The sequence below is a fragment of the Paenibacillus timonensis genome (assembly GCF_022427145.1).
Taxonomy (GTDB): domain Bacteria; phylum Bacillota; class Bacilli; order Paenibacillales; family Paenibacillaceae; genus Fontibacillus; species Fontibacillus timonensis.
This window is the reverse complement of sequence record NZ_JAKSXN010000003.1, coordinates 76,980-89,696: the sequence shown is the minus strand read 5'-3', so window position 1 is coordinate 89,696 and position 12,717 is coordinate 76,980. Positions and strand designations below refer to the sequence as shown.

At 45.6% G+C, this 12,717-nt stretch carries 13 protein-coding genes and 1 riboswitch; of the genes, 10 read left to right on the top strand and 3 right to left on the bottom strand.

Features of this window, described 5'->3' with window-relative positions; genetic code table 11:
- Nucleotides 1–32: 32 nt before the first annotated feature.
- Together MJ257_RS01995 and MJ257_RS01990 are read right to left on the bottom strand one after the other, a co-directional pair.
- Nucleotides 33–1,106, bottom strand: a complete 1,074-nt coding sequence (locus tag MJ257_RS01995; protein WP_240267662.1) for a CopD family protein — start codon at nucleotides 1,104–1,106, stop codon at nucleotides 33–35.
- On the bottom strand, nucleotides 1,103–1,681 hold the full coding sequence (locus tag MJ257_RS01990; RefSeq protein WP_240267661.1) for a copper resistance CopC family protein: 579 nt from the start codon (nucleotides 1,679–1,681) through the stop codon (nucleotides 1,103–1,105). The genes MJ257_RS01995 and MJ257_RS01990 overlap by 4 nt, the downstream gene beginning before the upstream one ends.
- Before the next feature lie 160 nt (nucleotides 1,682–1,841).
- On the opposite strand from MJ257_RS01990, the gene MJ257_RS01985 reads away from it, so the two are divergent.
- The 4 genes from MJ257_RS01985 to MJ257_RS01970 all read left to right on the top strand — a co-directional run bounded on the left by MJ257_RS01985 (nucleotide 1,842) and on the right by MJ257_RS01970 (nucleotide 6,677).
- On the top strand, nucleotides 1,842–2,267 hold the full coding sequence (locus MJ257_RS01985) for a BlaI/MecI/CopY family transcriptional regulator (RefSeq protein ID WP_240267660.1): 426 nt from the start codon (nucleotides 1,842–1,844) through the stop codon (nucleotides 2,265–2,267).
- Nucleotides 2,264–3,151, top strand: coding sequence for a M56 family metallopeptidase (locus tag MJ257_RS01980; protein ID WP_240267659.1), 888 nt, complete (start codon nucleotides 2,264–2,266; stop codon nucleotides 3,149–3,151). Before MJ257_RS01985 ends, MJ257_RS01980 begins: the two co-directional genes overlap by 4 nt.
- 63 nt (nucleotides 3,152–3,214) lie before the next feature.
- Nucleotides 3,215–4,423 carry a murein hydrolase activator EnvC family protein gene (locus tag MJ257_RS01975; protein ID WP_240267658.1) on the top strand — a complete coding sequence of 403 codons (1,209 nt, stop codon included), beginning with the start codon at nucleotides 3,215–3,217 and terminating at the stop codon, nucleotides 4,421–4,423.
- A gap of 250 nt (nucleotides 4,424–4,673) precedes the next feature.
- Nucleotides 4,674–6,677 (top strand): heavy metal translocating P-type ATPase, encoded by a 2,004-nt coding sequence (locus tag MJ257_RS01970; RefSeq protein ID WP_240267657.1) that lies wholly within the window; start codon nucleotides 4,674–4,676, stop codon nucleotides 6,675–6,677.
- Nucleotides 6,678–6,906: 229 nt separating this feature from the next.
- Here MJ257_RS01970 and MJ257_RS01965 read toward each other — a convergent pair whose 3' ends face one another.
- On the bottom strand, nucleotides 6,907–7,464 hold the full coding sequence (locus MJ257_RS01965; protein WP_308193142.1) for a C40 family peptidase: 558 nt from the start codon (nucleotides 7,462–7,464) through the stop codon (nucleotides 6,907–6,909).
- Between the two features lie 212 nt (nucleotides 7,465–7,676).
- Between MJ257_RS01965 and MJ257_RS01960 the strand changes: the two genes are divergently transcribed.
- The 6 genes from MJ257_RS01960 to MJ257_RS01940 all read left to right on the top strand — a co-directional run bounded on the left by MJ257_RS01960 (nucleotide 7,677) and on the right by MJ257_RS01940 (nucleotide 12,682).
- Nucleotides 7,677–8,936 carry a cell wall-binding repeat-containing protein gene (locus MJ257_RS01960; RefSeq protein ID WP_240267656.1) on the top strand — a complete coding sequence of 420 codons (1,260 nt, stop codon included), beginning with the start codon at nucleotides 7,677–7,679 and terminating at the stop codon, nucleotides 8,934–8,936.
- Nucleotides 8,937–9,041: 105 nt separating this feature from the next.
- A complete protein-coding gene (locus MJ257_RS01955; RefSeq protein ID WP_240267655.1) occupies nucleotides 9,042–9,509 on the top strand; it encodes a TVP38/TMEM64 family protein in 468 nt (155 codons plus the stop codon).
- Nucleotides 9,510–9,770: 261 nt separating this feature from the next.
- Nucleotides 9,771–9,904, top strand: a riboswitch (cyclic di-AMP (ydaO/yuaA leader).
- A 4-nt stretch (nucleotides 9,905–9,908) separates the two neighbouring features.
- Nucleotides 9,909–10,382 (top strand): C40 family peptidase, encoded by a 474-nt coding sequence (locus tag MJ257_RS01950; RefSeq protein ID WP_240267705.1) that lies wholly within the window; start codon nucleotides 9,909–9,911, stop codon nucleotides 10,380–10,382.
- 361 nt (nucleotides 10,383–10,743) lie between these two features.
- Nucleotides 10,744–10,935: a DUF2933 domain-containing protein gene (locus tag MJ257_RS01945; RefSeq protein WP_240267654.1), complete on the top strand. Its 192-nt coding sequence runs from the start codon at nucleotides 10,744–10,746 to the stop codon at nucleotides 10,933–10,935.
- 39 nt (nucleotides 10,936–10,974) lie between these two features.
- Nucleotides 10,975–11,223, top strand: a complete 249-nt coding sequence (locus MJ257_RS24940; RefSeq protein ID WP_372489730.1) for a DUF2933 domain-containing protein — start codon at nucleotides 10,975–10,977, stop codon at nucleotides 11,221–11,223.
- Between the two features lie 31 nt (nucleotides 11,224–11,254).
- Nucleotides 11,255–12,682, top strand: coding sequence for a YncE family protein (locus MJ257_RS01940; RefSeq protein ID WP_240267653.1), 1,428 nt, complete (start codon nucleotides 11,255–11,257; stop codon nucleotides 12,680–12,682).
- Nucleotides 12,683–12,717: the final 35 nt, after the last annotated feature.

Below are 12,717 nucleotides of genomic sequence, written 5' to 3'. Positions count from 1 at the left end.
CAAAAAGGAGGGCTTAAACGAAATCATTACTATTAGACGACTACTGACATCACAGCAATATATAAGACCATCACGAGCAGGATGCCGAGTGATACGGTAAGATAGGGGCTTTTGTTTTTCCGGAACAAATAAATCATGGCGGCGATGCATCCCAAGGCCATGGCGAAATTAAGCAGGACCAGCGGATCCCAGCGAAGCTGGAGGTCCGTATTTTCATAACCCGGATGAAACCACACAAACAGCTTCGACGCCGGGGTTTCACGCAAGGTTTCGGACACATCGTGCGGAGCGGATTGCTGGTTCATGAATCCCGTTACGGTGTAGATCATGAGTATCAACAATGATTCGGCCTTTGCCCATGGCTTCGGGTTAAAGGAGGGATTCTTTTGCAGCTTTCTTTTCACCAAAAAACCGTTCAGCAAAGCGAATACGAATAACGGGATCAGGAGCAAATGTTTAAGCAATAAGGCTTGCCCATACGGGAGCGCTAAACCGTTCAGGTATTCGGGCACCACCGCGTTCGTCAGGTACAGACCGGATAGAACGATGACCAGCATCGCGAGCATCGCCGCGGGATGGAACCACGACAGGAAGCGGGACCAGGAGTGTGTCGGCTTAAACCAGCCTGCCGCCAGCAATGCGCCGGACCAGACCGCAACCGCCAGAAAATGAAGCACGTACGAAATAAGCCCGGCATTGCCGTACAAGGCGGTAAGGTGGCTGGACCATCCAAGGCTCATCATTAATCCGAGCAGGAGAACACAGCACAGGATCCAGGACTTTTGGTTCCGTACCGGGTCGCCAAAGCCGATGGCCACAAACAGCAGACCGATGAATAAAAGCGTCCACCAATACGCTTTGCCTTCCGTAAACGTAAACAAAACGCTTTCGAAAGTGAGTCTAAAGCCCACATCATCTGCAAAAAACATTATGATTCTGAGAACCGGCAGAAAGGAAAATACGGCAACGCCCAACAAGGCCGCCATGACCAAGGGCATGGGAATTCGGGCCAGCGCCTCCGATTCTTTCGCGCCGATCATCACCAGCCAGCCGGCGACAAACGCAAAGCTTAAATATAGAAAAGGTTCTCCCAGCCAGTACATCATGACCGTCTTCTCCTCATTACGATGAGGGTGAGAATAACTGCGATTCCGGCTATGGCCGCGTAGATGAGCCCGGTTTTAGGCGCAGAAGCGGCTGCCTGCTCTTGTACAGGGAGATTTCCTTGGTCGTTTGCCCCCTTGTCTTCGATGGCTTCCCGAGTGGTTTGGGAAGAGGGATTTTCCTGCGGCTGCAGTTCCTGATTATCGGTTGAATCTTCCGCCGGAACGCTTACCGAAAAAGAATAAGCGCCTTTAATAGGATGTCCGTCTTTCCCTACGATCTTCCATTGAACTTCATAAGTTCCATTCTTGAGCCCGTCGCTCAATGAGCCCGTCATGGTTTGTCCATCGATCCGCAAATCCTTGATGTCGATCGTTCCGGCGTCTCCGGTGAGCTTGAAGGAGCTTAACGGTTCGATCATGGTATTGAATTCCAATTGGATTTGGTCAATCGGGGTGTTCACCGCTTCATCCTGTTTGGGCGAAGAAGAAGTCAGCTTGGTATGTGCCGAGGCGATGGTTGGAAAAATAAGGGCAATCATAGTGAGAAGGAAAACAAAAGAAATTGCTTTTTTCATAAAAGTACCACTCCGATCAGGTGTTATAAGAATCAAATGTCATTGACATATACCAAGGAATGTGGCGTATGCACTCCATATGATTATATATGAATAAACGTTCATGTGTAAAATAAGAGAAGTAAATGATACAATAAATAGGATTGGAGGCTGGTTTGCAGTGAAAGTAAAGAAAATGAATTTGAATGGGGAGGGCCTGCATCGTTTTTTTGGCACGCTGGAGGCCAAGATTATGGAGATCCTCTGGAGCCGTGGGAAGCTTACCATCAAACAGGTTCATGAAATAATCGATCGTGATAACCCGATATCGTTAAATGCGGTCATGACCGTGATGGTCCGTCTGGCGGACAAAGGCCATTTGCTTAAGGAGTCCAGCGGACAAGGAAGAACGAAGATCACCTATTTTTCGCCTACCCAGGATAAAGAACAATTTATTATCGAGCAGACGAAAATCGTCACGGACGGTCTGGTCGAAGATTTCGGTTCCCTTATGGTTAGCCACCTTGTCGATAATTTGGACAAAGCGGATCCGGAGCTGATTGCCAAGCTGTCCCGGAAATTGGAAGAGATGAAAAATAACCGATGAACAATCTGACATTGAGATTACCCCGACAAACCAAACTTGCGCTGCTTGCACTAGGGATCACCGGTTTGGCCGTTGCGGTTTTGCTTGGAGTAAATATATTTCATCAATTGCAGGACGTGCCCCTGGAACCAAATCCCTTCGCCATGATTTTTGCGGTAATTGCCGATACTTTTACCAACCATGTTCTTTGGGAACTTGTTTTAAATATTTTAATTTTATTTTCTTTAACGATGTTTTTGAAAAATATGCTTGAGCAGTTGAGACGATACAAATTGTGGAGACAATATATAAAGGCTAACAGCGGTACCTCGCGGCAGGATTTCTTAGATTCAAGATTCGAGAATGAGCGGGTAGCCTTCGTTATTATAAAAAAGCCGGAGATTATAGCGATGACGGCGGGTTTCTTCAAACCGAAGATTGTGCTCTCGTCCGGCGCCCTGGAACGATTCGGTGAAGAAGAGCTGGCGGCTATCGTTTATCACGAATTATTTCACTATAAGTCGAGGCACCCCTTACAGTTGTTCATCCTGAAACTGCTGGCGGACTGTCTGGCGTTCCTGCCTGTCGTCGAGGAATTGGCCCGGCATTACAAGGTTTGGATGGAACTTCTGGCGGACCGGTATTCCATGAAGCGTATGGGCAGCGAAGCTCCGATGGCTCAGGTTCTGCTCAGCCTGTTACAGAAAGAACGGTTTGTTGAAGGTTCCTTTGGGGTGGGCTTTGCCAATGAAGCCATAAACTATCGGCTGATGCAGTTGATCGAACCGGGCCGGAAGATCAAGATACCGCTGTTTAACTGGGGGAAAATGGCGTTGTCTCTGTTCGTGCTGCTTACGATCGTTATGATTTTTCTGATTGGCTGCGTCAAATTTCGACTCCATTAAACGCAGCCTATGTTGTCAATTAAACTACCTATTGTAGTGTATTTTGGGGACAGGGGAAACGAGATGAAGAAATGGATCGTTCGGGCTACGCTTGCGGCTTTGGCCGCTTTTTTGACCCAGCCGGCTCTTATCGGTAATGCCAATAGCATCAGCCAGCTTGACAAGGAGCTGCAACAGCTGCAGGAGCGGGCTAGACAAGCCGAGCAGAAGCGGGAAAGTGCGGAGCAGCAGAAGCAGGAAGCCCAGCATTATGTGAACAAAAACCAGCAATATTTGCAGCAGGTCATGAACGAGATGAAAGCGGTGAGTACGGAGCTGACCCGGATCACAGCCGATATCGATAAAACGGAGGAAGCTCTGCGACAAACCTCGGAAAATTTGAATGAAACGATGGCCCGGATTGAAGAGCGCCAAGATTGGCTTGACTCCCGGGTTCGTTTGATGTACACGGACGGAACGGTTTCTTACTTGGACGTGCTGCTGTCATCGACCAGCTTCGCGGACTTTTTGGAGCGCGCCAGCATGCTGCAGGCTCTTGTCAACCAGGACCGCGTTTTGTTGGCGGAGCACAAAAAGAATAAAGCGTCAATCGAAAAACAGCAGAAGCAATTGGGAGCGGACTATGCCAAAATAAAGGTGCTCTACGCCGACGCCGAATCTCGCAAAAGTATTTTGGAACGAAAAGAGAAGGAAAAGCAGGAACTGATCGCAAAATATAATTCCGACCTCGATGAATCGGAGGTTATTTCGGAAGAGCAGGATGCTCTGCTGGTGGAGCTTGCCACGAAACGGGCCGCACTGCAGAAGGAGAAGAATAAGCTGGCAGCGCAGCAAGTATATTCGTACAAGCGTTCAAGCAACGGCAGTTTTCAAAGCAGCGGCGGGGCCATGGCATTCCCGGTTTCGGGCGCGCGCATATCGTCGAATTACGGTACCCGGGTGCATCCGATAACGGGGAAAATCAAGAAACACAACGGCGTGGACATGGCGGCCAAGGAAGGTACTGAAATTCGGGCTGCCGACGATGGCGTCGTGATTGTCGCCGAATGGTGGAGCGGGTACGGGAATACGGTCGTTATAGATCACGGCGATAACCTTTGGACCCTCTACCCCCATATCCGCAATAACGGCATCAAGGTGGAGAAGGGACAAGCGGTGAAGCGCGGACAAAAAATCGCAGAGGTCGGCAGTACCGGCAACTCTACCGGGCCCCATCTGCATTTTGAGGTGCGTATTGACGGCAAACCGGTAGATCCGATGCGGTATCTATAGTATTGAATAGATTGAATATTCTGCAAAATTCAGTACTTGAGAAATATTTCAGAAAAATGCTGCTTTGAATTTGTGAACCGCTTGTTAGAATAAGAACTCGTTAAAATCGACCGTTCCCTGGTGAAATTGGTCGATTTTTTTCTTACTTAGGGCTTGTAAAACTCCCATATGAATGGCCCGTCGGATTGTCGGACATACTTTTCTTAAACATAAGAGATCTTGCTTTGTTTTTACTTTAGGAGGCCAATTTATGGAGACCGCAACTCATGATAATTCATCGTCTGAAAATAAGAGCGAGCATTTCAACCAAGGTATTTTTGGTGCCAATACGGAATTGATTTTCTCAATATTATGCGGCGTGCTTCTGGGCATTGGATTCTTATTGGGCTTCATCGAGCATATTTCGGGCTGGATTAGCTTGGTCCTTTATTTGGGAGCTTATTTTTTCGGAGGTTTTTTTACGGCAAAAGAAGCTTTGGAATCATTAAGGAAGGGCGGTTTTGAGATCGACTTTTTGATGCTCTTGGCTGCAATCGGTGCGGGATTCCTGGGCGAGTGGGCAGAAGGAGCACTACTATTATTTTTATTCAGCTTAGGACATGCGTTGGAGCATTTTGCCATAAACAAGGCTCGAAAATCCATTAAGGCGCTGGCGGATCTTGCGCCTAAAACAGGTATCGTGAGAAGAGGGGAACAGCAGGCGGAAGTACCCATTGAGGAGCTGCGTGTGGGCGACATCATCATCGTCAAACCCAACAGTAAAATTTCCGCGGATGGCGTCGTGATCAAGGGAAGCAGCAGTGTTAATCAAGCGCCCATTACCGGTGAGAGTGTTCCGGTTGATAAACGGCCCTTTGAGGGACCTCCTTTCGATTTCAAGGATGTTGCTAAAATACCTCCTGAGCACAAGGTGTTTTCCGGTACAATAAATGGTTCGAACGTACTTGAAGTGAGAGTGATCAAAGAAGCCAATGATTCTACCTTGGCGCGGGTAATCAAACTCGTAAGTGATTCGGAGGCCCAAAAGTCCCCGACTCAACAATTTACTGATAAGTTTGAGAAATATTTTGTACCCAGTGTATTAATTTTAGTTGGACTGTTGCTCTTGGCTTTTCTGGTCGTGGAGGAGCGTTTTTCGGACAGTTTTTACAGGGCTATGGCGGTGCTTGTTGCGGCGAGTCCTTGCGCTTTGGCTATTTCAACGCCTAGCGCTGTACTTAGCGGCATCGCAAGGGCCGCCCGGGAAGGCGTGCTGGTCAAAGGCGGAGGACCGCTTGAAGACCTGGGTGAGCTTACAGCTCTCGCTTTCGATAAGACAGGTACTTTAACAGAAGGGAAACCAAAACTGACGGAAGTGATTCCTTATGGAAATATTGACCCGGAAGAACTTCTCTTAACTGCTGCAGCCGTGGAGAAGTTGAGCGATCATCCGCTTGCTATGGCGGTCGTAAGGGGGGTTCAAGAAAAGCTTGGCGAGAGTAAAGTGCAAGGAGTGGCGGAGGCCGCAAATCTGCAGTCCGTGACCGGCAAAGGCGTAAAAGCGGAATGGAAAGGAGAAACTGTGTTTATTGGCAACAAAAGTCTGTTTGAAACAGAACTTTCCGCTTCACTTCCCGATGAATTGGTTGCAAATCTGAAAAAACTCGAAGAAGGCGGCAATACATCGATGATCGTAAAGAAAGGAAATTCTTTCTTGGGTATCATTGGATTGATGGATATCCCGAAGAAAGAGGCCAAGCACGTGATCTCGCGGCTAAAAGAAATCGGGATTAAGCGTATGATTATGATCACTGGCGACAATCAGCAGGTAGCGGATGCGGTGGCCCAAAATATTGGGTTAACGGATGCTTGGGGTGGTTTGCTTCCGGAGGATAAAGTGGAATCTATAAACAGGCTCAAGCAGCAGGAGAGCAAGGTAGCTATGGTGGGAGATGGGGTGAATGACGCCCCGGCGATGGCCAAAAGTACGGTGGGGATTGCCATGGGCGCTGTCGGCTCCGATGTCGCCTTGGAAACGGCGGATATTGCACTAATGGCCGATAATTTGGGCGATCTTCCCTTTGCCATTGGACTGAGTCGAAAAAGCAAAAAAATTATTAAGCAAAACCTGTGGGCGAGTCTTGGAGTTACTTCACTTCTTATTCCGGCTACGATTTTCGGGTTTGCGGGCATTGGATTAGCTGTGCTTATTCATGAAGGTTCGACGCTATTAGTTGTATTTAATGCCCTGCGATTATTAGCTTACAAGAGGTAAACACCTCGGAGGCTCTCGGTTTAAAGTTGCATCTGTCATGGTGGAATAGTGATGATATGCGGTGTTGCATCGGAAGCGTACTTGTATAATCAGCAGAAAAAGGTAACTGATATCTGAAGATTCGATCAAAATATTGAAAAAAAGTAAAAAAAATGAAAACTGTGGTTAATCAATTTTAATGTAATTCGAAGCACGAGCCAGCAAGATGATGCCTCGCTGGCTTGTTATGCTATTTCAATACACTTCCCCCAAAAAGAAAGCGCTTTTCCCATTGCGTGCCCTCAATATTATCGATGCGAACGCCGCCCGATTCCTTGGAATAAGTTTGTAGGATTTTCCCGTTTCCAAGATAAATCCCGTTATGAGTGATGCGGGCAGTACTTTTATTAACCCCTTTGTAGTCAGAAGCTTTGCTGCCTCTGTAAGACATGAAGAACATAATGTCTCCTCGCTTGAGGTTTTTCCAGTTCGTTGTATAGGTGCCGTTTTTCTTGATATAAGCTCCCTGAGTTCTTGAGTTGGACGGCAGCTTGATTCCTGCTCCTTCCAGATAGGCTTGTCTTACAAAGTCGGAACAGTCGAACGTTTTCGTGTTGCTTCGGCTGGACCCGAACTCGTAAGGGGTTCCTAAATATTTCATCCCTTTTGCGATGACATTTTCCCGCACACTGCTTACTGTTGCTTTAGCTTGTGCAGGAATGTCGCTTGATGCATGAGTCGTTGGAGCGCCAAACGGACTAAATACCAGAGAAGCAGATACCATTAAAATTGCTAAAGATTTCTTCATGCTGAATTTCCTCCTGATGTTTTTTTGTGAAACTGTCGTCATCCTAACACAGGATTTTAGGGTTTGTTTAGGCGTAATATTTGGAAGCGAAAAAGTGAATAATTAAACGGGGTCTCCATAAAAACCACATACTTTCCACAAGTTTTTTGTTTAAAATAGGTATCACTTAGTAACTATAATTAGAAAATAATGAGAATTCTCAGGAGGAGCTTATGAAGAAATCAATGCAAATCGGAGTAGCTGTTTTAGCTACGGTGTTCGTTTTATCGGCTTGCACGAATCCAGGAAACAACAATGCGGCCAAAACGGAAAATCCCACTCAAGCATCAAGCAATACAACAGTTACCGAAGTAAAAGTCGTGACTCCATGGATTTCCTCAAAGAATACGACGCGGATTAACGCGGATGATCCCGTGGAAGCGGCTGTTTCGGTATCACGAACGCTATGGATGGCAACCAGTGAGGATAACCGCCCGGGCAGTATTATCCTTACATCTGCCGATGACTGGCAAAATGCCCTCGTTAGTGCCGATTTGATCCACCATCCAAGCAATGGCCCCATTTTGTTCGGCAATCGGGAGGGTATTCCCGAGGCCACCGCAAATGAGATGAAAAGATTAAAGCCGAAAGGCGTGGAGAGTAACGGAGGAGTTCAGGTAATTTTGGTTGGCAACTTCGATCAACAAGTTGAGGATCAGGTAAAGGAACTTGGGTTCAAAACGGACAAACTTACAGCCGATAACCCTGCGGCTCTTGCCAAAGCAATTGATGCCTATTACGCAAAAGTAGCGGGAGAAAATCCTTCTTCCGTCATCATTGGATCGATGGATAGCCAAGAGTATTCGATGCCGGCAATCAACTGGATCGCTCATATGCCTGAGCCTCTCTTGTATGTTCAGAAAGACCAGATCCCTCAGGAAACAATCGATGCCTTAAAAACCCGTAATGGGAAAGCTAACATTTACATTTTGGGACCTGAATCTGTCATTTCGCAGAATGTAGCCACCAGGCTTAAGCAATATGGCAAAGTTGTACGTATTGCTGGCGGTGATCCGTATGCAAACGCTGTTGCCTTTGCTCAATATAAGGATAAAGCGACCGGATTTGGTTGGGGAATTACAACACCCGGACATAACTTTTCGTTTGTAAATCTGGATACTCCAAAGCTTGCCATTGCGGGTGCCCCTTTTTCTCACTTGGGCAAGCATGCACCGCTTCTATGGACAACCAAGGACAGTATGCCGGATTCGGTGATGTCTTACGTGATGTCTGTTCAGCCCAAATATAAGAAATCTCCAACAGAGGGACCCTATAACCATGCCTGGCTGATTGGCGCTCAAGCATCCATTTCTGCCGAAGCCCAGGGGCAAATTGATACCATGCTGGAGATTGTATCGGCATCAGGGATGGATCATGGAAGTATGGGCGGAATGAACGGTACTACGAGTGATATGCCCGGGATGAATCACTAACCTGAAGTAAACGTGAAAGGCTGCATAGGATCGTTTCATTTGATCCATACAGCCTTTTTGCATAATGCGGAAAAAATAACGTAAGTATTGGGAGCGAGTCTGGCAATGTTGCAAGCAGAAAATGTTGCGGAATGGTTGGCAAGGTGGGGGATTGGAGCGTACCTCCTTAGCATCATCCTTAATGTGGTCATCAGCATTCTGGGGGTAATCCCGTCCGTTTTTCTCACGATGGCTAATGTCTTAGTTTTTGGGGGGATTCCAGGTTTTTTCGTATCTTGGATCGGTGAAATGGCCGGTGCGATTGTTTCCTATTTGTTATACCGAAAAGGGGCACTCAAACTAGAGGAGAAGTATCTTTCAATGAAAGTTGTGGTTCCTCCGTATACAGCGAATGCGCCCTCTCAGGCAGTTTCTAACGGTTTTGATTGCCAGAATTATTCCATATATGCCTTCCGCCCTGGTTACAGTCATGAGTGTAATATCAGAAGTACGTATCCCTATCTATCTTCTCGGTACAGGCATCGGAAAAGCTCCGTCCATACTTCTAGAGTCTATGGCTGGCTATGGATTTAAGATGATTGAAGATCCACATGTTAAAACAGTTGTTACAATACTGTTACTATTTTCTTTCTTTTTCGTTCTTTTAGTGCCCGGAAAATTCAGGTCTAGGGATTCGGATATATTAAGCATTGACCGAAGAAATGATGGAAGTGAGGAAAATCGTAACATGGCAGAGCAGTGAAGAAGTAAAAAAGACAAAATTTTATCTTTATTTTTAAATAGCGTTGACAATATATGCTCTGATCGACTACATTATTTATGGTTACAAAATTTTAACTAATTTTGCCGAATTTCGTTCTGAAAACGGGGGAACCATCTTTGGGTGAATTATTCTTGAATGAAAAGAATATAGGGGAACCTTAACCCGAACCCTAAAGCTAACTTCGTAGGCATCTAAGGGGGAACAAGTTTCTGAAGAAAGTCATTTTGTCGCTGCTCGGAGCAATGGTGTTGTCTACTACTACGGCAACGGGTGCCTTTGCTAATCAGGTACAACTTAATGCGGAAATCGATGAAGTCGTTGGAACACCTTACCTTTATGGCGGAACAACAGTGGATGGATTTGATTGCTCAGGATTTATTTTGTATGTGTTTAATAAGTTTAATCTGGATTTGCCGCGTACCTCAGCATCGCAAGCCAAGCAGGGCGAGGCTGTAGCTAAAGAGGATTTGCGCCCAGGAGATCTGGTATTTTTCAATACCAGCGGTCGCGGAATATCCCACGCAGGCATTTATGTAGGTAATAATCAATTTGCCCATTCTTCCAGCAGTAAGGGCGTCCGGATCAGCAACCTATCCGAGAAGTATTACAAAACTAAATATGTGACAGCTCGTCGAGTAGTTAGCAAGCAGAGTTATCTTGAAATGATTGACGATAATCACTAAAAAATAGACAAGCCCGTATGTGATTACGGGCTTGTCTATTTTTTAGAACAATATCGCAATCAGCAATTTTTATCTACATGCTTCCTTCGATGTGACTGTTTTTTACGCCACCTTAGTAGATGCTCTTATGGATGTATCGCTTTATACTCTTGTCAGTTGCATCTTAGGCTGGAGTATCGCATACCCAATCCTTCCTTATGTCCCCTCCATACCAACTAGTTTTTATTACACGGAGGAGATGATCATGTTGATTCGCGATTTTAATAGTACATTGAAATTGCACTCTTTCCACACGGTTTCTACACAATCCCTTTATACAATGTACTTATCAAATGATTGAAATTACAAAGGAGGAACAAAAATGGATTGGACTTGGCTATTATTGTTGGCTTGTCCGTTAATGATGGTATTTATGATGTTTGGCATGAAAGGTCACGGTCACGGCTCTCATTCGAACCATTCATCAAATGACCAGGCGATTCAAGCACAGCTTAACGAACTAAAAGCGCAAAACGAGAAAATGAAGCAAGAAATTCAAAATATATCCAAATAAACTGATTCGAGTATCAAATATAAGTAAGGAGGGACGAACATGAATTGCTGTGCTAATCACAACCATGATGAGAATGATCGTGTTGGCAGGGAGCATTCCAACCATTCCAAAAAACGAAATTGGATGATGTTATTATGTTGTGTTCTGCCCATTGTCTTATTCGTAGTAGTCTTGCTTATTAATCGAGCGAATGGCTCAACGGATAATATTATTCCATTCTTACTCCTGCTGATTTGCCCATTGTCGCACCTGCTTTTGATGCCGATGATGGGAAAGAAGCGACATTAACAAATATAACAATACATGGAGTGAAAGAATTTTGAAGAAAAAATACCGATGGGGGGGAATAGCGCTCTTCCTCTTCCTATTTATTGTTATTGGTACGTGGCTTTTTGTAAAACAGCCGGAAGGAAAAGCAGATTCTACTTCTGTTTTTTATGTGCCAAACGCCGGAGATGGAACCATTTCCGTTGTTGATTATGAACAAGGAAAAACAGTGGACACCATTAAATTGGGAACAGATCAAGCTTCCCATGGTATTGCACTAAGCCTGGACCAAAAAGTACTCTACGCTGGCACTGGCTTTGAAGGTAAAACGTTGATAGCTATCGATACCAAAACCAAAAAGAAAATAAAGGAACTTTCTTTTGATGAAGGCGTTCATGGCATCGATATAAATCCGGACGGTCAAAATTTATACGTATCGCTTAATCCGGGGCTTGGTAAAACGGGTGGGAAGTTGGCCATTGTGGATACGGCTAATTTTGAGCTTAAATCTCTGGTTGAGACGGGAGAAGGTCCGGCGCATGTTGCAGTGACTGCGGATGGCTCAGAGGTATGGACAGCTAATGTGAACGATGACACGATTTCCATCGTAGACGCAACAACGGCAAAAGTCGTCAAAACCATCGCTGTCGGGAAAGTACCTAACGAGGTGGCGGTTATGCCGGATTCGCGATATGCTTTTGCTGCCAATGTAGAGTCGAATACGGTGTCTGTCATCGATATGAAAACCATGCAAGTGATCAAGGATATTGAAGCGGGAGAGGCTCCTCATGGGGTAACTGTCTCCCCAGACGGAAAAGAATTGTGGGTCAGCAATAACAAATCGAACGATGTCACAGTGATCAATACGGACAACTTTCGTGTTTTAGCGACGATTTCAACGGGTTCCTATGCAAATCACGTAGGCTTTTCACCTGATGGGGTATGGGCTTTTGTCTCAAATCGGCAATCGAACGATATCGTAAAGATCAACCGAGAAGACAGAAAGGTCGTAGCCATAATTCCGGTAGGTTCCGAACCGCATGAAATATCGCTGGAAGATATCATTGTTCCTGTCCAAGCTTCGAACGTAACCGCCCCTGACATTAGTCCGGATCCATCCGTTCAGGAGGGAACGCTTGGCTCGGCTCAAATCACGGTGCAAAGGTTAAAGGCAACTGACCTTGGGAATGATCCGAATTTTACGGATATCAAAGCGGAGGATTTTCAACAAAATGATATCTATGGAATTTCATTAGCTGCTCATTCTGGCGATATTTCTGATTTGTTAAATGAGCAGAGGATTAGCCTGCAAGGCTTAAATGGTAAATATGTGTCTCCTTCTCGGTTGGTTTCCGTAAGCAACGACTCACACCATCCTTTTTATTTGGCCTGGTTTCCAAAAACAGAGCAAGCCTCTCAGGTCGAAATGAAAATTGACGGACCCAATGGAGAAACGGTTTCTTTATCCTGGAGTGAGTAACTGAATCGAGAAATATAGTGAGCACGCTCACTATA

Bases quoted from the DNA above. Each gene is read 5' to 3' on its own strand.
- MJ257_RS01970 (WP_240267657.1), top strand. From the start codon at position 4,674: ATGGAGACCGCAACTCATGATAATTCATCGTCTGAAAATAAGAGCGAG.
- MJ257_RS01980 (WP_240267659.1), top strand. From the start codon at position 2,264: ATGAACAATCTGACATTGAGATTACCCCGACAAACCAAACTTGCGCTG.
- MJ257_RS01965 (WP_308193142.1), bottom strand. From the start codon at position 7,464: ATGAAGAAATCTTTAGCAATTTTAATGGTATCTGCTTCTCTGGTATTT.
- MJ257_RS01975 (WP_240267658.1), top strand. From the start codon at position 3,215: ATGAAGAAATGGATCGTTCGGGCTACGCTTGCGGCTTTGGCCGCTTTT.
- MJ257_RS01955 (WP_240267655.1), top strand. From the start codon at position 9,042: ATGTTGCAAGCAGAAAATGTTGCGGAATGGTTGGCAAGGTGGGGGATT.
- MJ257_RS01945 (WP_240267654.1), top strand. From the start codon at position 10,744: ATGGATTGGACTTGGCTATTATTGTTGGCTTGTCCGTTAATGATGGTA.
- MJ257_RS01995 (WP_240267662.1), bottom strand. From the start codon at position 1,106: ATGATGTACTGGCTGGGAGAACCTTTTCTATATTTAAGCTTTGCGTTT.
- MJ257_RS24940 (WP_372489730.1), top strand. From the start codon at position 10,975: ATGAATTGCTGTGCTAATCACAACCATGATGAGAATGATCGTGTTGGC.
- MJ257_RS01960 (WP_240267656.1), top strand. From the start codon at position 7,677: ATGAAGAAATCAATGCAAATCGGAGTAGCTGTTTTAGCTACGGTGTTC.
- MJ257_RS01990 (WP_240267661.1), bottom strand. From the start codon at position 1,681: ATGAAAAAAGCAATTTCTTTTGTTTTCCTTCTCACTATGATTGCCCTT.